We start from the raw sequence: 20,455 nt of genomic DNA on the forward strand, positions 1-20,455 counted from the left end.
TTCTTTGTTTTAGCGTTATATGAAGGCGATTAGTATGCCTAATCAAGCTATCAGAGTAGCCATTAATGGCTTTGGTCGAATTGGCCGCAGCGTAGTGCGGGCGCTCTTTGAATCTCATCGTCAGCACCAAATTAAAATTGTCGCTATTAATGAACTGGCCAGTCCAGAGGCCATGGCGCACCTACTTAAGTATGACTCTACCCACGGCACCTTTGCTGAAGATGTACTGCTGCAAGGCGAAACATTGTCGGTAGAAGGTCAAGTCATTCAGTTATTGCATCAAAGCGAGCCAAGTAGCTTGCCTTGGCAAGAGCTCGCTGTAGATATTGTGATGGAATGTACCGGTCGTTTTAGCTCGGTGGCCGATGCGCAAATGCACATTGACGCAGGGGCTAAAAAAGTTTTGTTTTCTCATCCTGCCGATCCTTGCGTAGATCAAACTGTGGTCTATGGTGTAAATGACCAGCTATTAAGTACCAGCGACAAAGTGGTGTCTAATGGCTCTTGTACCACCAATTGTATTGTGCCTGTGATACAGGTCTTAGATGAAGCCTTTGGGGTTGAATGTGGTACTATTACTACAATTCACTCGGCCATGAACGACCAGCAAGTGATTGATGCCTACCACACAGACTTGCGCAGAACACGTGCTGCAGGGCAATCAATTATCCCGGTTGATACTAAGCTAGCCAAAGGTGTAGAGCGGATCTTGCCTAAATTTGCAGGTAAATTTGAAGCAATTGCGGTAAGGGTGCCAACGCAGAACGTTACGGCGATGGACTTAAGTGTAACATTGTGTAAAAAAGTTACAGTTTCTGATATAAATCAAGCCATCCAAGCAGCAACTTGCGGTAAATTAAGCGGCATCTTGAGTTATACCGAAGAACCATTGGTGTCTATCGATTTTAATCACGATAGTCATTCAAGCATTATAGACGGTTCACAAACCCGGGTAAGTGGCGAACATTTAGTAAAAGTGTTGGCCTGGTGTGATAACGAATGGGGCTTCGCCAATCGTATGTTAGACACCGCAGAGTTAATGAGTAACACGGAATTGTAGGTTTAGCCATGCTGGCTAAACTGTAAGTTTAAATTGAAACTATAGAGGACAGATAATGTCAATTATCAAAATGACCGACTTAGATCTTGCAGGCAAACGCGTATTTATCCGTGCTGATCTAAACGTTCCAGTAAAAGACGGTAAAGTAACTTCAGATGCACGTATTCTTGCATCACTTCCTACCATTAAGCGTTGTCTAGAAGCTGGCGCTAAAGTAATGGTTACTTCTCACCTAGGTCGTCCAACCGAAGGCGAGTACGCTGAAGAATTCTCTCTAGCTCCTGTAGTTAACTACTTAAACGATGCACTAGATTGTGACGTTAAACTAGCTAAAGATTACCTAAATGGCCTAGAGCTAAACACTGGTGAATTGGTTGTTCTTGAGAACGTTCGCTTCAACAAAGGCGAAAAGAAAAACGAAGAAGAGCTATCTAAGAAGTATGCTGCATTGTGTGACATCTTCGTTATGGACGCATTTGGCACTGCTCACCGCGCCCAAGCTTCTACTCACGGTGTAGGTACTAACGCTCCTGTAGCATGTGCTGGCCCTCTTCTAGCTGCTGAGCTAGAAGCACTAGGCAAAGCAATGGACAAGCCAGAGCGTCCATTAGTAGCAATTGTTGGTGGTTCTAAAGTTTCTACTAAACTAACAGTACTTGAGTCTTTATCTAAAATTGCTGACCAACTTGTAGTGGGTGGTGGTATTGCCAACACATTTATCGCTGCCGACGGCCACAACGTAGGTAAATCTTTGTACGAAGCTGACCTAGTCGACACTGCTAAAAAGCTAATGAAAGAGTGTGCTATTCCGGTAGCTACTGATGTTGCATGTGCTAAAGCATTTGATGAAAACGCTGAAGCTGAAATTAAGAACGTTGCAGACGTTCAAGATGACGACATGATCTTCGACTTAGGCCCAGATTCTACAGCAGCTCTTGCTGAAATTATTGGTAATGCTAAAACTATCCTTTGGAATGGCCCTGTTGGCGTATTTGAATTCAAGAATTTTGAAGCAGGTACCGCGGGTATTTCTAAAGCAATCGCCGAGTCTGCAGGCTTCTCTGTAGCGGGCGGCGGTGATACACTAGCGGCCATCGACAAGTTTGGTATTAAAGCCGATGTATCTTACATCTCTACTGGCGGCGGCGCTTTCCTAGAGTTTGTAGAAGGCAAAGTATTACCAGCTGTAGCCATGCTTGAAGAGCGTGCAAAAGGCTAAGAACGTAATCGGGAGCGCAGCTCCCGATTTTCTGTATTAGAATACTCTGTTACAGAAACAAGAATTTTTAATCAACAAGACTAAATGGAACCATTGCTATGTCTAAGATCTTTGACGCAGTTAAACCAGGTGTAATCTCTGGTGATGACGTACAGAAAGTTTTCGAAATTGCTAAAGAAAACAAATTCGCACTACCAGCGGTAAACGTAGTTAACACTGACTCAATCAACGGCGTACTAGAAGCTGCGGCTAAAGTTAAGTCTCCAGTTGTTGTTCAGTTCTCTAACGGCGGCGCAGGTTTCTTCGCTGGTAAAGGCGTTAAGTTAGAAGGTCAAGGTGCTCAAATCCTTGGTGCTGTAGCTGGTGCGAAATACGTACACGCTGTTGCTGAAACTTACGGTGTTCCAGTTATTCTGCACACTGACCACGCTGCTAAGAAATTACTTCCTTGGATTGACGGACTACTAGACGCTGGTGAAGAGTTCTTCGCACAAACTGGTAAGCCACTTTTCTCTTCTCACATGCTAGATCTTTCAGAAGAATCTCTTGAAGAGAACATTGAGACTTGTGCTAAGTACCTAGAGCGCATGGCTAAAATGAACATGACAATCGAGATCGAACTTGGTTGTACTGGTGGTGAAGAAGACGGCGTAGATAACTCAGATATGGACGCATCTGAGCTTTACACTTCTCCTGAAGACGTAGCTTACGCATACGAGAAACTAATGGCTATTAGCCCTCGTTTCACTATCGCTGCTTCTTTCGGTAACGTACACGGTGTTTACCAAGCGGGTAACGTTGTTCTTACTCCTACTATTCTTCGTGATTCTCAAGCTTACTGTGCTGAGAAGTTTGGTATTGCTCCAAACGCGCTTAACTTTGTATTCCACGGTGGTTCAGGTTCTTCAGAAGCTGAAATCCAAGAGTCAATTGGTTACGGTGTTATCAAAATGAACATCGATACTGATACTCAGTGGGCTACTTGGAATGGTATCCGTGAATATGAAGCGGCTAACCGTGAATACTTGCAAGGCCAAATCGGTAACCCTAAAGGTGCTGACCAACCTAACAAGAAATTCTATGACCCACGTGTTTGGTTACGCGCTGGTCAATCTGGCATGGTTACTCGCCTAGAAAAAGCTTTTGCTGACCTAAATGCAGTAGACGTACTGTAATTTAGTCATCAAGACTTGATCAATTAAGGCTCACTTTGGTGGGCCTTAATTGTTTTTAGTCGTAGAGTAAATCCTTTTAAACTATTTAATAATCTAACCATTTTATTATTTGTAAACCTTTCTATACATTTTTTCTAGATCTCAATTCTCCATTTCTAAACAATTCCAAGCATTTCATTTTTCTCGCTTTTAGTTCATGATTGTTTTACTTTAGCTTCATAAGATAATGAATTTACTCTATTTATTTTTGCTTGATATGGAAAATAACTACGTGATTCAAGCGTTTATAGCCTTCGTTTGAGCAAGATTAGAAAAATTCATTCGTTAAAATTAGCGCTATTGGCTAAAATTTATACTCTAAGTCCAATGAATTGGCGTGAGTCGCGGGCTGCGGACAGCAAGCGTATCGATAAAGATTGAAAGGAATAATCAAATGGAACAGAGCATTGCAACTTCAAGTGCAACGATTGTATCTATTCAAGGGCAAGCGTTTGCCGTAGATGCCCAAGGCAACATTAGACCCCTCCAACCCGGAGATACTATTGCGCCTGGCGAATTGATTATTACCTCTCAAGGCGCGCAACTTGGTTTTTATTACGGTGATGAGCAATATCTGCTGGGCGATAATAGTGCTACTCAACTACCTGAATTTGATCCTAGCCAAGCGCTTTCGCAGTTAAGTGCTGCCAATGACCTTGATGTAGAAGCATTACAACAAGCCATTTTGGAAGGGGCTGACCCTACCGAATTATTTGAGGCCACTGCTGCAGGTGGTGCTGCTCCTGCAGGCGATGGTTCCTCAGCAGGCAATGGTGGGTTTGTCACTATCGACCGAATTGGCGGTGAGACCATCGCTCAAGCTGGGTTTGATACACAGTCCCCAGCTACCAGCCCAGAACTTGTTGACACAGACAACGAAGTTGCTGAACCTTTAGCTGTAAATAGCTCGTCTAATGGGCCAACCCCTCCAGCACCAAGCCCAGATCAAGCCCCAACAGTTAACTTAAGTGTGCAAGCTATTGCCGAAGGGGCCGTTGATACCGATACTGTTGTGGCTACTTTTAGTTCTAGCGATCCCGATGGTGATGAGATCACCCATAGTCTAGTTAATGATCCTCAAGGTTTTTTTGTCATCGATGGAAATGAGATAAAGCTTACTGAAGCCGGGGTTGCAGCAGTAAATGATGATCAGCTAAACCTAACTTCTTTAAACATTACCATCCAAGCAGAAGCAAATGGTTTGACTGCAAGTGATAGCGCCGATCTAAGCATCGCTCGTACAGACGATGGAGTAACGCCTCCGGTTGATCAAGGCCCAAGCATTACGGTGACCGCAGAAGCCGTGACCGAAGAATCGGTCGATACCAATACCGTGGTGGCTAACTTCAGCTCAAGCGATCCAGAAGGCGATGCGCAGACCTACGCCTTGCTCAACAACGGCGATGGATACTTCGCACTCGATGGCAACCAAGTCAAACTCACCGATGCCGGTGTGGCCGCGGTTAACAATGACCAGCTTAACCTGACTGAACTTGAAGTCAGCGTAGAAGTGACCGCCAATGGCCAAACCGCTAGCGACAGTGATACCGCAGCGGTTAACCGTGTGGATGAAGGCCCAAGCATTACGGTGACCGCAGAAGCCGTGACCGAAGAATCGGTCGATACCAATACCGTGGTGGCTAACTTCAGCTCAAGCGATCCAGAGGGCGATGCCCAGACCTACGCCTTGCTCAACAATGGCGACGGCTACTTCGTACTCGATGGTAACCAAGTCAAACTCACCGATGTGGGTGTGGCCGCGATTAACAATGACCAGCTTAACCTGACTGAACTTGAAGTCAGCGTAGAAGTGACCGCCAATGGCCAAACCGCCAGCGACAGTGATACCGCAGCGGTGAACCGTGTGGATGAAGGCCCAAGCATTACCGTGACGGCAGAAGCCGTGACCGAAGAATCGGTCGATACCAATACCGTGGTGGCTAACTTCAGCTCAAGCGATCCAGAAGGCGATGCGCAGACCTACGCCTTGCTCAACAATGGCGACGGCTACTTCGTACTCGATGGCAACCAAGTCAAACTCACCGATGCCGGTGTGGCCGCGGTTAACAATGACCAGCTTAACCTGACTGAACTTGAAGTCAGCGTAGAAGTGACCGCCAATGGCCAAACCGCCAGCGACAGTGATACCGCAGCGGTGAACCGTGTCGATGAAGGCCCAAGCATTACCGTGACGGCAGAAGCCGTGACGGAAGAATCGGTCGATACCAATACCGTGGTGGCTAACTTCAGCTCAAGCGATCCAGAGGGCGATGCCCAAACCTACGCCTTGCTCAACAACGGCGACGGCTACTTCGTACTCGATGGCAACCAAGTCAAACTCACCGATGCCGGTGTGGCCGCGGTTAACAATGACCAGCTTAACCTGACTGAACTTGAAGTCAGCGTAGAAGTGACCGCCAATGGCCAAACTGCCAGCGACAGTGATACCGCAGCGGTGAACCGTGTCGATGAAGGCCCAAGCATTACCGTGACCGCAGAAGCCGTGACCGAAGAATCGGTCGATACCAATACCGTGGTGGCTAACTTCAGCTCAAGCGATCCAGAGGGCGATGCTCAAACTTACGCCTTGCTCAACAACGGCGACGGCTACTTCGTACTCGATGGCAACCAAGTCAAACTCACCGATGTGGGTGTGGCCGCGGTTAACAATGACCAGCTTAACCTGACTGAACTTGAAGTCAGCGTAGAAGTGACCGCCAATGGCCAAACTGCCAGCGACAGTGATACCGCAGCGGTGAACCGCGTGGATGAAGGCCCAAGCATTACCGTGACCGCAGAAGCCGTGACGGAAGAATCGGTCGATACCAATACCGTGGTGGCTAACTTCAGCTCAAGCGATCCAGAAGGCGATGCTCAAACTTACGTCTTGCTTAACAACGGCGACGGCTACTTCGTACTCGATGGCAACCAAGTCAAACTCACCGATGTGGGTGTGGCCGCGGTTAACAATGACCAGCTTAACCTGACTGAACTTGAAGTCAGCGTAGAAGTGACCGCCAATGGCCAAACTGCCAGCGACAGTGATACCGCAGCGGTGAACCGCGTGGATGAAGGCCCAAGCATTACCGTGACGGCAGAAGCCGTGACCGAAGAATCGGTCGATACCAATACCGTGGTGGCTAACTTCAGCTCAAGCGATCCAGAGGGCGATGCGCAGACCTACGCCTTGCTCAACAACGGCGACGGCTACTTCGTACTCGATGGCAACCAAGTCAAACTCACCGATGTGGGTGTGGCCGCGGTTAACAATGACCAGCTTAACCTGACTGAACTTGAAGTCAGCGTAGAAGTGACCGCCAATGGCCAAACTGCCAGCGACAGTGATACCGCAGCGGTGAACCGCGTGGATGAAGGCCCAAGCATTACCGTGACGGCAGAAGCCGTGACGGAAGAATCGGTCGATACCAATACCGTGGTGGCTAACTTCAGCTCAAGCGATCCAGAGGGCGATGCGCAGACCTACGCCTTGCTCAACAACGGCGACGGCTACTTCGTACTCGATGGCAACCAAGTCAAACTCACCGATGTGGGTGTGGCCGCGGTTAACAATGACCAGCTTAACCTGACTGAACTTGAAGTCAGCGTAGAAGTGACCGCCAATGGCCAAACTGCCAGCGACAGTGATACCGCAGCGGTTAACCGCGTGGATGAAGGCCCAAGCATTACCGTGACGGCAGAAGCCGTGACCGAAGAATCGGTCGATACCAATACCGTGGTGGCTAACTTCAGCTCAAGCGATCCAGAAGGCGATGCTCAAACTTACGCCTTGCTCAACAACGGCGACGGCTACTTCGTACTCGATGGCAACCAAGTCAAACTCACCGATGTGGGTGTGGCCGCGGTTAACAATGACCAGCTTAACCTGACTGAACTTGAAGTCAGCGTAGAAGTGACCGCCAATGGCCAAACTGCCAGCGACAGTGATACTGCTGATATCAATCGAGTTAATGAATCGCCAGTAGCAAATGATGATGATTTTTCTTTGGCTGAGCCGGGAGAAACGGTTCAACTTAATTTATTAGCTAATGATACTGATCCTGAAAGTGATGTATTAGCAGTCAAGTCGATTAATGGCACATTGCTAACGCCTGGCGTTGCACAAACGATTGCAGTTGCTCAAGGCGTGGTGAATGTTAGCGATGCTGGTGCAATTAGTTTTACCGCTGATGCAGATGGAACAGGCGCGGTAAACTTCAACTACGTTGTTCAAGATAGCGCAGGGGCAGAAAGCACTGCCAATGTTAGTGGTAACGTAGTTAATTTGGCTAACGATAGTGCTCAAGTTGCGGAGTCTGGTTTAGCCACAGGTTCAGACCCTAGCGCTCTAACAAGTTCTGCCACTGGTAATTTATTAGCAAATGATGATGGCTTAATTGATGGTTTAGAATTGAGCTCTGTGGTTTATCAAGGTGTTCCACATACCGCTGACGCTAATGGTGTGATTTTAATAGATACTAATCAAGGTCAGTTAAGTGTTTATACCGAAGACTACAATGGTTTCAGTAAAGGCGATTATGAGTACCAGCTTGAAAGCTCCAGTTTGGCTGGAGATGGTGTTAGTGAAAGCTTCAACTATGTAGTTGCTAACCCTGCATCGGGCTTTGTGACTCAAGCAACTCTAGAGGTCAATATCGTTGATGATACTCCGGTAGGCAATGATGTATCGCATAGTTTGGAGTCAAGCCCCTTACTGGTAACCACCAACCTTGTACTGGTATTGGATACCTCTGCCAGTATGACTAATGGTGAGCATGGAGACGGTTTAAACTATTTAGATATAGCCGTTGAAGCCTTGTCTAATTTAATAGAGCAAGCCGATGCTGCGGGTAACGTAAATGTGCAAATAGTTGGCTTTTCAGACTCTGTAATAAGCAGTGGCTGGATCAGCGACAATGTTGAAGATGCTTTAAGTTACCTGCAAGACTTAAGTTCTGGTGGGGGTACTCATTACGATCTGGCGCTTAACCAGGTGATTTCAAGCAGTACCAGTGATCAGCAACCAGATGCAGATAATACGCTGCTTTACTTTATCTCTGATGGCGAACCAAACTTTGGTTATGGGATAGATGATACCGTTGAATATAAAGGCTCTAATGGCCTAGCAGCATGGGATGAGTTCGTTCAAGACAACGTTGATACTAGCTTCGGCGTCGGTATTGGCCAGGCAGACTTAGAAGTCTTGAAGGATGTCGCTTCGGAATCAGCAACTGATGAATTTGCCTTTATTGTTGATGATGTAACAGATTTATCTACCACTCTTGTCGAAAGTTACCTTGAAGCTGAAGTTGATGCATCACTTGGTCTACTTCAAACGGCATCTACCGATGGCTTTATGGTAGGAGCTGATGATGGTTACGTAAGTGCCATTACCGTCGATGGAACGACTTATAGCTATGATCCTAATGCAGTTCCTGAGCAAGAGAAAAACCTTAGTATTACCACAGCTTTAGGCGGAGTATTGTTACTTAACTTTGTCACTGGCGCGTATTCATATGAGCTTGATGTCGGTGGTGATGGTTGGGGGCAGCAAGAAAACTTGGCAGTAACCGTAACCGATTTTGATGGTGATACAAGCTCTATTAACATTGAGATAAACACTGTATTTGAAGCGGTGGTTGATGCTAACCGTGACGTGATTATTACCAACCAAGATGGTAGCAGCGCCATAAGTGTGCCGAGCTTAGCCCTATTATGGAACGATACCGGAGAGGGTATTAGCTTTGATGAAATTGGTGATGTAATTGGTGGTTCGGTAGAAGTTAGTGATACTAATGACATTCTATTTAGCTCTGATGATGGGGTTGGTGTAGGAGTTCACGAAAGTAATTTTGAGACCGAATCTGTTGCTGCTATTGGGGTAGAAGATCTCAATGATAGCGACTTATTTGCTACTAATAACAGCTTGGAAACCGCCATCGACCTTTCTAATCGAAATCTATTTAGTTCAAACGATAGTAATATTGTTAGAAATGTCGACGGATACTCTTATAGCCTTCAAGGCTCAATAAAAAATGACTCTAACCCTCTAAATGGTGTCGATGAAGACTGGGTTAAACTAACCTTGGCTGAGGGCGAAGGTTTATATGTGAATTTAATACCCGGACCTGATTCTGATTCAAGAACAGTGAAAGAACTTGATGTATACATATACGACAGCAAAGGAGAGCTGTTGAGTCAATTTGACGAGTATTGGGCTGGTACTCGTGGAGACTACACAGCAGAGTATGAAGGGGATTATTATTTAAAAATTGTAGCTGAGCAGCCTGATGATAACGCCACGTACCAACTAAATATGACGATAGTTACCGATGGGGCTAATTATCAGCGCAACCCTGTAGGCGACATACTTGAAGAATTTGAATACAGCATCATCGGTGATGGTGCATTGGATACTACCACTGCCGAGCTTATTGGTGTTCAAGGTAGCTCTATAGATGGTGGTGAAGGGGATGAAGTACTGGTAGGCAATGAGGCCGCTAACGCTATTGGTGGTGATGCTGGAGATGACGCCTTAGTGGGCTATGCCGGAGATGACCAACTTGATGGCGGCGCAGGTGAAGACTTGCTGATAGGTGGCCAAGGTAATGATATTCTTACCGGCGGCGATGATAGTGATATGTTTGCTTGGTTAGATGGCGATGACCAATCTACCAGTAATGATACTGTTACCGATTTTACCTTAAAGGCTGATGGCGACGCCGATGTGCTTGATTTAAGTGATTTGCTGCAAGGTGAAACAGAGGCAAGCTTAGAGTCGTATTTGTCTTTTGAAACTGTCAATAACGGCGGTAATGTTGAGACGATTATCTCAATCGATAAAGACGGAGCTAGCAATGGTGAAAGTGTTCACCAAACTATTACCCTTAAAGATGTCGACTTCTCAGGCATGAGCGATAGTGAAATTTTAAGCCAATTAATTGAAGATCAACAGCTTAATGTAGATAACTAGTCGCTTAAGGTTTGGGAAAATGTAGATTCAAGAGTAAGCTAATGCTTACTCTTGATGTTTTTGTTTATGGAAAGGATGCTCGGTGCAGGACGCTAACCCACAGCAGCAATATCGCGATTTAGATTTAACCGCAGAAAGAACAGACCCTTTACTGAGTAGCTTGGTATTTTTATCTAAGTATTACGGTAAGCCTTTCTCTGCGCGCGCGCTCTCTGCTGGCCTGCCTTTAGAGGAAGGCTTGCTAACACCAGCCTTATTGCCTCGTGCCGCATTACGTGCTGGTATGGACGCCTCTATCGTTAAAAAGCCAATTAACAAAATACCTGAATTGCTCTTACCCTGTATTTTGCTGCTAAAAGATGGTCGCTCTTGTGTGCTGCTTTCACGAAGTGAAGAAGGTATAGAAGTAGCTTGGCCGGAACTTCCCGATAGCCATGAACATATTTCTTTAGATAAACTAGAGCCAGATTACACCGGCTTTTGCTGCTATGTTCGTAAGCGTTATCGCTTTGATGCTCGTTCTCCAGAGTCATTAAGCAATAAGCAAGGTCATTGGTTTTGGAATACCCTGCGTCGCTCAGCACCCATTTATCGCGATGCCTTAGTCGCTTCCTTGTTTCTAAATTTGTTTGCGATAGCTTCTCCACTGTTTGTAATGAATGTTTATGATCGGGTGGTACCTAACTCGGCGATTGATACCTTATGGGTACTTACCGCAGGTATGGCCTTGGTGCTGGTGTTTGATTTCGCTCTCAAGCAAATGCGCGCTTACACCTTAGATTTGGCGGCGAAAAAATCTGATATTTTGCTCTCTGCGCGAATCTTCGAAAAACTACTCAATATTAAAGCGGAAGTGCGGCCGCCTTCGGTGGGGGCTTTTGCTAAGAATGTGCAAGAGTTTGATTCGATTCGGGAGTTTGTTACCTCGTCAACCATCGCGGCCTTGGTTGATGTACCCTTTTCCTTGTTGTTCTTATTGGTCATCGCCATGGTGGCTGGGCCATTAGCTCTGGTGCCCGCTGGTGCCGCTCTATTGATGCTACTTTATTCTTTTTACATTAAGCGCAAAATGCATCAGGAAGTGGAGCTAGGTAGTCGCTTTGCCAGCCAAAAAAATGCCCATCTCATCGAAAGCTTAAACGGCATTGAATCCTTGAAGCTAGCGGGGGCAGAGAGTCAGTTTCAGCATAAGTGGGAAGAGTTAGTGGGTAACATTGCCACTTGGAACATGGCTATTCGCAAACTGGCTACATCGGTAGGCAATGTTAATGCCTTTGTCTCACAAAGTACCACGGTATTGATCGTAGTTGTTGGGGTATTCCAAATCTCTCAAGGTGAGCTGTCGATGGGCGGCTTGGTAGCCGCTGTTATGCTTACTGGCCGCGCTTTGGTGCCATTTTCTCAAGTATCACTACTAGCAACACGTTATAACCAAGCGCAATCTGCGCTGGAAAATCTAGAAGATATTATGCAATTGCCTGATGAGAACTTAGAGCGCTATATGCATCGTTCTCATTTTGACGGCGCGATCAGTTTCACCGACGTGAGCTTTACCTATCCTGGTAGCGATCAGCAAGTACTTAAGAATGTAAGCTTCTCTCTAAAAGCCAAAGAGAAAGTTGCGATTATTGGCAAAATTGGCGCCGGAAAAACCAGTTTAGAGAAAGTTTTGTTGGGGTTCTATACACCTCAGCATGGCGCTATTCGTCTAGATGGGGTGGATCTTAACCAAATTAGCCCTGCAGATATTCGACAAAAAATGGGCTGTTTACCGCAAGACATCAACCTGTTTTTTGGCTCTATTCGTGAAAACATCACCTTAGGTGTGCCGCATATAGAAGATGAATTAATCTTCCGAGCAGCCGAGCTAGCCGGAGTCACTCAATTTACCGATGTTGACCCTGAAGGCTTAGACAGGCAAGTCGGTGAGCGAGGACTGTATTTGTCGGGTGGTCAAAGGCAGGCGGTAGCCTTAGCACGTGCGCTGCTGTTTAATCCGCCGGTATTGGTATTGGATGAGCCAACCAGCAGTATGGATGCCTATTCAGAAAATTTGGTCAAAGAACGTTTGAAGCAAGTGGCCGAAGATAAAACCTTTGTATTAATTACCCACAAAATGTCGATGTTGGACTTAGTGGATCGGATTATAGTATTGGAACGAGGCCAAGTGGTTGCGGATGGCAGTAAAGCTGAAGTTCTCGAGTTGTTGCGCAGTGGTAAAGTGAGAGCGCCAAATGAGTAAGCACAAGCAGGACCTCTCGGAAGCTGAGCTAAAGTTTGTTGACGATATAAATGCTGCTATTTTGATGAAAACACCACGTCGCTCTAAGCGTTTATTGTGGCTTATCTTTATTTTGCTGGCTTGCGCACTGTATTGGGCTCACTGGGCCAAAGTTGATGAAGTTACCGTGGGCAGTGGTAAGGTGATCCCTTCGCAACAAATTCAAATGATTCAGAATCTGGAAGGCGGTATTCTCAAACAAATTTTGGTGAAAGAGGGGGAGCAAGTCGAGCCGGCCCAGCCCTTATTACTCATTGACGATACCCGCTTTCGTTCCGACTTTAGAGAACAGCAACAACGGGTGATTAACCTAGAAGGCGACGTGGCTCGCCTTAAAAGTGAAATTGCCAGTATCCAATTAACCCCAGAATTACCAACCCAGCAGTGGCGCGATCAAGTGCAAGTTGTTGAGGTCGACATTGCCTTTGATGACCAGTTTAAACAAAAGTACCCCTCAGAAGTTACTGGCCAGCAGCTGCAAAAGTCAGCACGTTTAAGCGCATTACAAAACCAATTGTCGATTACTGCTGGTCAAATTGAGCAAAAACAGCAGGAGCTGTTGGAACTCAAATCTAAAACTAGCCATGTGAATACTAGTTATAATCTTGCTTTAGAAGAATTACGAATTACTAAACCTTTAGCCGAAGAAGGCATCGTCTCGCAAGTTGAGATATTAAAACTACGCCGCCAAGCCAACGATTTAAATGGTGAATTACAGGGTAGCAAGTTACTTGAACCAAAAATTGTGAGCGCCATTAGCGAAACCATTTTTAAACGCCGAGATATTGCGCTCAATTTCCTTAGTGAAGCTCGCCGTGAACTCAACCAAATTGAAGCAGAGCTACAACCCTTAAGTGAAGGGCAAGTTGGTTTGCGCGATAGGGTTGATAGAACCTCGGTAGTTTCTCCGGTAAAAGGCACCGTCAAGAAAATCTACATTAATACCGTGGGCGGTGTTGTGCAGCCAGGTATGAGCATCATGGAAATTGTCCCGATTGAAGATAACCTTTTGGTTGAGGCGAAAATTCAGCCAAAAGATATTGCATTTCTTCGGCCAGGACTTAAAACTGTTGTTAAATTCAGTGCTTACGATTTTTCTATCTACGGTGGATTGGACGGCCAACTAGAACATATTAGTGCCGACACCATTTTGGATGAAGAAGGGAATAGTTATTATTTGGTCAGGGTACGAACCGACAAAAACTATTTAGGAAATGATGAAGCCCCATTGCCTATTATTCCCGGAATGCTTTCTAGTGTAGATATCATCACTGGCAAGAAAAGTATTTTAGATTATTTGCTAAAACCAATTATTAAAGCGCAACAATCAGCGCTACGCGAACGATAAGAAAGTCTGTTTGCTAACCCTTTGGTTAGCCTACGACAAGGAGTGTTAATGAATAAGCTGACCTTAACTCTAGCGTCTGGTCTATTGATGTCTTGTAACTTGGCTTCGGCCCAGTCATTGGAGCAAGCGGTAGCTAAAGTGCTTACCGAGCATCCACAGCTGCAGTCATCTTTTAATCAATTTAAGGCCAGCAGCGAGCAATACCAAAGTGCCAAAGGCGGTTACTACCCAACGGTAGATCTCACCGCTGGTGCAGGTTGGGGCCAACGGGAAACTGAAACTCTGGGCGTAAATAGTGCTAACCCTACTGAAATTGGCGTGAGTATTCGCCAGCTTCTGTTTAGTGGTTTTGCTACATCTGGAGAGGTTACTCGTACTGAAAACGAAACCTTGGCCGATCAATGGCTGTTATATAACGATGCTGAAAACATCGCATTGCGAGTGGTTGATGTTTACCTAGAAGTGATTAAGCAGCAACAGTTATCGGAACTTGCCGAAAGTAATCTGCAAACTCACTTAGCCATTCAAAAAGACATTAAAAAGCGCACCGATTCGGGGGTTGGCTCTAGTGCCGATTTAACCCAAGTGAATGGTCGTGTTGCCCGAGCAACCACCAATTCTTTGTCTGCTCAAAATAACCTAATGGATGCGCAAACGCAGTTTTTACGCGTTGTTAATCAGTTACCCAAAGGCTTAGTGCAGCCCGGTGCGGATGTAGCCCTAATACCTGCCGATCTTGATGCCGCGCTTGCAGCGGCTTTAGATGTACACCCAACCCTTAAGTCTGCTCAATACGACGTTGCCGCTGCGAATGCGCAAACTACCGTGGCTAAAGCTAACAACTATCCAGAGATAGCCTTAGAGCTTGATGGTAACTGGGATCGTAACCAAAACGGCTTAGATGATACTAAAGATTATGAGTTGGCCGCGATGCTCCGCCTACGTTACAACTTGTTTAATGGTGGTAGTGATGCCGCACAAATTCGCCGCAGTGCCTATGATGTTAATCGTGCCAAAGCAGTGGGCGAAGACGCTTACCGCCAAGTTAGTGAAGGTACCCGTTTAGCCTGGAATGCTTGGGATGTTCTGGTTCGTCAAAAATCCTTTTTACAACAGCATGTTGAAGCTAGCTATCAAACTGTCGAAGCTTACAAGAAGCAGTTTAACTTAGGTAAGCGTAGCTTGTTAGATGTACTAAATACCGAAAATGAACTATTTGAAGCGCAAAATGAATTCATTGGTGCCGATATTGATGAACTTCGCGCTAAATACCGCTTACTCAATGCAACGGGCTTATTGCTCGAAGCATTACGTGTTAATCGACCAGAGGACTGGACTTTTTAATGAAAAAAAAGAGCGTAATTGTCGCAGCGGCTATTTTGGCCTTAACTGCGTGTAGTCAAACTGCTGATACTTATAAAGCTGAGCCAGCTAACTACGACCGCCAAGACCAAGACATTGATGGTGTTATTAATGAACGGGATCTTTGCCCTGATACCGAAGCCGGTGCAGCGGTTGATAATGATGGCTGCTCAGAGTTTCAAAGCGTAGATGATGGTTATGAATTAATGGTCTTTTTTGGCCACGACTCAAGCAATCTAACAGATGAATATGCACCGCAGCTTCAACAAGTTGCCGAATTTATGCAGAATTACCCAGAGGTGAAAATCAGTGTTGAAGGCTACGCCAGTGCCAGTGGCAGTAAGTCTTACAACCTTAAGCTGTCTAAACGTCGCGCAGCAAGCGTACGCCAGCAATTAATTGACGACTACGCTGTGAGCGCAGAGCGCATTGAACTAGAAGCGATTGGCGAAGAAGAGCTATTGGCTGCTGGCGATACAAAACAAGCGGAAGCGGCCAATCGCCGTGCGCGAATTTTTGTACAAGAACAATACCGCAAAGTAGTTCCTCGTTGGTCAATTTACACGCCGCACTTAAAGCAGTAATCAGCTAATGCGAGGGCTTTTAGCTAGGTGGTGGATAGCATTATTGGCTTGGCCAATATTGTTATTTGCTACCGCTTACCAGCTAGAAGAACTCGCTAGTACTGTTCGTAGTTTCTACGGTGAAAAGGCCGAACTTAGGGTTCGCGCCTGGCGAGAATTGATTGAAGACAGCCATTCCATAGCAGAAGCTGACCAGCTTCGTGCCATCAACGATTTTTTCAACCAAATGCAGTTTGTTGATGACATTGAGGTGTGGGGACAAGAAGATTATTGGGCCACTCCCGTTGAGTTTTTGGGCGCTGCAGCCGGAGATTGTGATGACTTTAGCATCGCCAAATACTTCTCTTTAATAGAGCTGGGCGTAAGCGATGAAAAGATGCGCTTAGTCTATGTAAAATCTCTTACTTACAACCAATTTCATATGGTGGTGGCGTATTATGAAACGCCTTCATCAGTGCCGATTATTCTCGATAACATCAATCCAAATATATTGCCGGCGACGCAGCGTGGTGATCTAGTGCCCATTTATAGCTTTAATGGTCAGCACTTGTGGTTGATGAAAGAAAAAGGCCGTGGTCAGTTAGCCGGCAAATCTAGCCGCCTCAAGCTTTGGACCGATCTCCAGCAACGCTGGCGGCTAAACAAACTTAAAAAACCAGTAAAGAATTTCGATGCTTAGGGGAACACTATGACCTTATATCGCCAGTTGTTAATTGTGGTACTGCTTATCTACGGCGGCCTGCTGGCTGTGGTATTTAGTATCGAAATTGGCAATACCCGTAGTTATTTGTCTGAGCAGCAACTATCAGATGTAAACAATACAAGCACTTCTTTAGGTTTATCCCTAAGCCCCTATCTAGAAGATGGGGATGCAATTGGCGCTGAATCGGTCATTAACGCCATGTTTGACAGTGGCTACTATCAGCAAATTAGTCTTAAGTTGTTTGCCGACGACAGCCTGATCGACCGCCAAAACTCTCGCTCTATTGATGGCGTACCTGAGTGGTTTACTTCACTTGAATTATTTCAGCCCAGCGCTCAAGAACAGGTATTAACCAGTGGTTGGATGCAGCTAGGCGAACTAAAAGTAGTTGGCCACCCAGGCTATGCCTATTTGCAACTGTGGAACGCCATGGTTGATTTAGCAAAGCTGTTTGTCGTGGGGTACTTAGCAACGGTGTTGCTATTAATGCGGGCGCTACGTTATTTGTTAAAACCACTGGAGCAAATTCAACAGCAAGCTAAGTTAATTGAGCAGCGTAATTTTGGCCAAACTATTCCGTTGCCACACACTCAAGAGTTGCGCAGTGTAGTGGGTGCAATTAACCATATGTCGGATAACATTGCCCAGCAGTTTGAGAACCAAGTTCAGGAAGCCAGCGCGTTGCGCCAGCAAGCTTTTCAGGACTCAGTGTCAGGCTTAGGAAATCGTGCTTACTTCATCAGTCAAAGCAAATCTTGGTTGGCTGAATCGGGGGTGGGAGGAGTTGCGTTATTGTCTCTCGATATTATTGAAGCCATTCACGTGCGCGATGGTTTTAGTGCTCGGGATGAGTTTATTCATTCTGTAGGGGAGCTGTTTACCGCTTATACCCAGCAACAGCAGCAATTGGTATTTGCCCGCATTAGCAATTTAGAATTTGCGGTCTTAGCCGAAGGTTTCGACCAGCAACAATTGTTGCAGCTCGCAGAGCAAATTAATAAAGATTTATTGTCCCGTTTAGCTACGTGGAAGCAGTACATGCCTCGACCATTGGTGATGGGCTTAGTATTGCGCCAAAAAGATGAAAACATAGGCGAGCTATTAACTGCAGCAGATACCGCGTTACATAACGCTCGCGAGTTGCGCGAAGGCTTCTTTAGTTTGGCCGATGTTGAGCATACTCATATTCCGCGTAGCCAATGGAAGCAGCTACTTGAAAATACCATTAGTCGCCAAAGCTTGGCTTACAAGGCGCAGGTGGTTAACTTTATTCATAGCGACAAGGTATTGCACCACGAGTTGTTTACCACCATTGAAGTGGATGCTCAGCATTACGCTGCTGGTCAGTTTATGCCGGCGGTTGAGCAATTTAGATTGGGCGCTCAGTTTGACCAAATGGTGGTTGAGCAAGCCGCGCGAGCTTTGCAGCAGGACAATAACTTAAGCTTGGCGATTAACTTAACTTTATCGGCCATTAGCGAAGCGAGCTTTTTAGCGTGGTTAGTAGAACTGGCGCAGCAGTATCAAACGGTGGCATCGCGAATGGCCTTTGAAATTCCAGAGACCGCTTTTTTGCAAGAGAATACCCAGTTAGAAGCCAGCTTAGATAGCTTAAGAGAGCTTGGTTTCCAAATTGGTATTGATCAGTACGGGCGTAACCTAAACTCGCTAAGCTACTTAAGCCGGGTTAAACCTAATTACGTTAAGATCGACTATGGTTATACCGCACAAGCCTTGGCTGAAGATGGTGATAGCCACTTCTTAAGTGCAATTTGTCGTGCTGCTAGAAACTTACAAATTGTAACCGTGGCGCAAAGGGTAGAGAATCAGCAGCAAGTAGAGCTGCTATCGGCCTTGCCGGTAGACGCCTATCAAGGTTATGTTGCCCCTCCTCAGCGCTTTACGTTGAGCGAATAAGCAATCTAGATTAGCAGAGGTAAATAATGAACAAATTATTGTTAGCGGGCTTGGTTGCCTGCAGTGTTAGCATCTCTCCGGTATTTGCCGCCTTACTGCATACTAGCGGTGAGGCGAAGTTAGTGGTAATTGCCGACCAAGTGCAGGTGGACTTACATGCTACTAGTCTGGCAAAAACGGCCAGTGATGCTAAACAGCAGGTAGATAAAATAGTTAAAGTTACTCAATCAAACCTTGCCAATTTATTAACTGACTCTGACCGCTTTGAAGCCAGCCAACTGCAAATTCAGGCCGAATATAAATACCAAGACCGCGAGCGCGTATTTGTTGGCTATCGTGCACAGCGCAGCATTATTGTTGAGCTAGCTAACCTCGACGGCTTAACTCGAATTCTTGATGCCGCCATGTTAAGTGGGGTGAATGAAGTACGCCAACTACAATACAAAAGCTCGCAAGAAGAGCAGTACAAGCAACAAGTACGGGCAATGGCAGTAAGTGACTCTTATGTAAAAGCGAAGCAATTGGCCGAAGGCTATGACGGCCAGCTAGGCCCGGTGGTTGAAGTTAATTACCGTAACCAATCTGCCATTCCAATGATGAAAATAGAGCGCGCCACCCTTGCCGCAACCGATGCGAATGCTGGCTCTTATCAGGCTGCTCAACTTATTTATAGAGATAGTGTTGATGTGAGTTTTGAAGTACTGACCGAAGACTAGTCTCTCGGCTTGTTCTCGCAGAAACAAAGCTTACTTAATGACTAAAAAATAAAGCCCAAGCGCTGCTAAGTGATAAGCAGGCTTGGGCTTTATGGTTTTTCCAAGACTAATAAGCCGCGTCGGCCACTACAAAATCGGTGGCGTTATTGGTGTCGACAAGCTCAGCCGCTAAAATCACTCGCGACGGTGCACTGTGGTACATTTTGCCTAACATTTCATGGCGAGCACCAGTAATCGCTAAGGCAATGCCAGAGGCAACCATGCTAGGTGGGTAAGTGACGGTAGCGCGAACTACTGGGTTACCATCTACCACCATTTTGATGATGTCTTGCGAGCCAGCCCCACCTAATACGGTTTTAATGTCGGTTCGGCCAGATTCTTTAATCGCCTGCATAACCCCTTTTAGCATGTCATCATCTTGGCACCAAACTGCGTCAATTTCTGGGTGTTTTTGTAAATAGTTTTCCATTACCGCTAAGGCTTTTTGGGTAGACCAATCGGCAGGTTGGCTATCGAGAATACTCATGCCTTTGTGCTGTGAAATGACCTCGTTAAACGCATCTACACGTTGCTTGTTAATCGGAATAGACATGCCTTCAATCACTACGACCTTGCCTTTACCATCCATTTCTTTCGCTAGCCATTCACCACTTACGCTGCCTAAGCCTGCATTGTCGCCAGCAATAAACACATTTTGTGCAGGCGTTTCTAGTTCGCGGTCTACAACTACCGTGTAAATGCCACTGCCGTAGGCTTCCTCAATCACTTTTTGTAAGGTGGCAGGGTTATGCGGCAGTATCACTAAGGCATCGATGCCTTTGATCATCAAATCTTCTACATCGCCAACTTGTTTTGAACCAGAGCTGGCAGCCACTACGTAAAACTCTATATCGTCTTCACTTTTCTTAAAGTCGTCGGCGGCTTTTTCTGCCCACCACAACAAGCCTGCGGTCCAACCGTGGTCTGCTGAGGGAACGGATACACCCACTTTTAAGGTTTTAGCTACTGCGGCATTTAAGCCCAAAGAGGCTATAAAAGTGGCGGCAAGTAGTAGTTTTCCTATGTGTTGCAATAAACGCAT

General features: G+C 45.9%; 12 protein-coding genes. 11 read left to right on the forward strand and 1 reads right to left on the reverse strand.

What is annotated here, in order from left to right:
* Positions 1 to 34: 34 nt before the first annotated feature.
* The 11 genes from epd to K5609_RS04245 all read left to right on the forward strand — a co-directional run bounded on the left by epd (position 35) and on the right by K5609_RS04245 (position 19,374).
* Positions 35 to 1,060, forward strand: coding sequence for an erythrose-4-phosphate dehydrogenase (epd, locus tag K5609_RS04195; RefSeq protein WP_221076086.1), 1,026 nt, complete (start codon positions 35 to 37; stop codon positions 1,058 to 1,060).
* A gap of 55 nt (positions 1,061 to 1,115) precedes the next feature.
* Positions 1,116 to 2,279, forward strand: coding sequence for a phosphoglycerate kinase (locus tag K5609_RS04200; RefSeq protein ID WP_221076087.1), 1,164 nt, complete (start codon positions 1,116 to 1,118; stop codon positions 2,277 to 2,279).
* Between the two features lie 98 nt (positions 2,280 to 2,377).
* On the forward strand, positions 2,378 to 3,454 hold the full coding sequence (fbaA, locus tag K5609_RS04205) for a class II fructose-bisphosphate aldolase (protein ID WP_221076088.1): 1,077 nt from the start codon (positions 2,378 to 2,380) through the stop codon (positions 3,452 to 3,454).
* A gap of 433 nt (positions 3,455 to 3,887) precedes the next feature.
* Positions 3,888 to 10,463, forward strand: coding sequence for a retention module-containing protein (locus K5609_RS04210; RefSeq protein ID WP_221076089.1), 6,576 nt, complete (start codon positions 3,888 to 3,890; stop codon positions 10,461 to 10,463).
* 82 nt (positions 10,464 to 10,545) lie between these two features.
* A complete protein-coding gene (locus K5609_RS04215; protein WP_221076090.1) occupies positions 10,546 to 12,705 on the forward strand; it encodes a type I secretion system permease/ATPase in 2,160 nt (719 codons plus the stop codon).
* Positions 12,698 to 14,092, forward strand: a complete 1,395-nt coding sequence (locus tag K5609_RS04220) for an HlyD family type I secretion periplasmic adaptor subunit (protein WP_221076091.1) — start codon at positions 12,698 to 12,700, stop codon at positions 14,090 to 14,092. The genes K5609_RS04215 and K5609_RS04220 overlap by 8 nt, the downstream gene beginning before the upstream one ends.
* Positions 14,093 to 14,140: 48 nt before the next feature.
* Positions 14,141 to 15,436, forward strand: a complete 1,296-nt coding sequence (locus K5609_RS04225) for a TolC family outer membrane protein (RefSeq protein WP_221076092.1) — start codon at positions 14,141 to 14,143, stop codon at positions 15,434 to 15,436.
* Entirely contained in the window at positions 15,436 to 16,038 is a 603-nt protein-coding gene (locus K5609_RS04230) for an OmpA family protein (RefSeq protein WP_221076093.1), read from the forward strand. The genes K5609_RS04225 and K5609_RS04230 overlap by 1 nt, the downstream gene beginning before the upstream one ends.
* Before the next feature lie 7 nt (positions 16,039 to 16,045).
* A complete protein-coding gene (locus K5609_RS04235; protein WP_221076094.1) occupies positions 16,046 to 16,717 on the forward strand; it encodes a transglutaminase-like cysteine peptidase in 672 nt (223 codons plus the stop codon).
* 9 nt (positions 16,718 to 16,726) lie between these two features.
* Positions 16,727 to 18,658: a bifunctional diguanylate cyclase/phosphodiesterase gene (locus tag K5609_RS04240; RefSeq protein WP_221076095.1), complete on the forward strand. Its 1,932-nt coding sequence runs from the start codon at positions 16,727 to 16,729 to the stop codon at positions 18,656 to 18,658.
* A gap of 26 nt (positions 18,659 to 18,684) precedes the next feature.
* The gene (locus K5609_RS04245; RefSeq protein ID WP_221076096.1) at positions 18,685 to 19,374 is read left to right on the forward strand and encodes an SIMPL domain-containing protein; all 690 of its coding nucleotides are present in this window, start codon (positions 18,685 to 18,687) and stop codon (positions 19,372 to 19,374) included.
* A gap of 106 nt (positions 19,375 to 19,480) precedes the next feature.
* Here K5609_RS04245 and K5609_RS04250 read toward each other — a convergent pair whose 3' ends face one another.
* Entirely contained in the window at positions 19,481 to 20,455 is a 975-nt protein-coding gene (locus K5609_RS04250; RefSeq protein WP_221076097.1) for a substrate-binding domain-containing protein, read from the reverse strand.

The sequence above is a fragment of the Agarivorans aestuarii genome (genome assembly GCF_019670125.1).
In the GTDB taxonomy this organism is placed as follows: Bacteria; Pseudomonadota; Gammaproteobacteria; order Enterobacterales; family Celerinatantimonadaceae; genus Agarivorans; species Agarivorans aestuarii.

What these genes read in the sequence shown, in the direction of transcription:
- fbaA (WP_221076088.1), top strand. Translation starts at nt 2,378, where the DNA reads ATGTCTAAGATCTTTGACGCAGTTAAACCAGGTGTAATCTCTGGTGAT.
- K5609_RS04230 (WP_221076093.1), top strand. Translation starts at nt 15,436, where the DNA reads ATGAAAAAAAAGAGCGTAATTGTCGCAGCGGCTATTTTGGCCTTAACT.
- epd (WP_221076086.1), top strand. Translation starts at nt 35, where the DNA reads ATGCCTAATCAAGCTATCAGAGTAGCCATTAATGGCTTTGGTCGAATT.
- K5609_RS04240 (WP_221076095.1), top strand. Translation starts at nt 16,727, where the DNA reads ATGACCTTATATCGCCAGTTGTTAATTGTGGTACTGCTTATCTACGGC.
- K5609_RS04250 (WP_221076097.1), bottom strand. Translation starts at nt 20,455, where the DNA reads ATGCGTTTATTGCAACACATAGGAAAACTACTACTTGCCGCCACTTTT.
- K5609_RS04200 (WP_221076087.1), top strand. Translation starts at nt 1,116, where the DNA reads ATGTCAATTATCAAAATGACCGACTTAGATCTTGCAGGCAAACGCGTA.
- K5609_RS04225 (WP_221076092.1), top strand. Translation starts at nt 14,141, where the DNA reads ATGAATAAGCTGACCTTAACTCTAGCGTCTGGTCTATTGATGTCTTGT.
- K5609_RS04220 (WP_221076091.1), top strand. Translation starts at nt 12,698, where the DNA reads ATGAGTAAGCACAAGCAGGACCTCTCGGAAGCTGAGCTAAAGTTTGTT.
- K5609_RS04245 (WP_221076096.1), top strand. Translation starts at nt 18,685, where the DNA reads ATGAACAAATTATTGTTAGCGGGCTTGGTTGCCTGCAGTGTTAGCATC.
- K5609_RS04210 (WP_221076089.1), top strand. Translation starts at nt 3,888, where the DNA reads ATGGAACAGAGCATTGCAACTTCAAGTGCAACGATTGTATCTATTCAA.
- K5609_RS04235 (WP_221076094.1), top strand. Translation starts at nt 16,046, where the DNA reads ATGCGAGGGCTTTTAGCTAGGTGGTGGATAGCATTATTGGCTTGGCCA.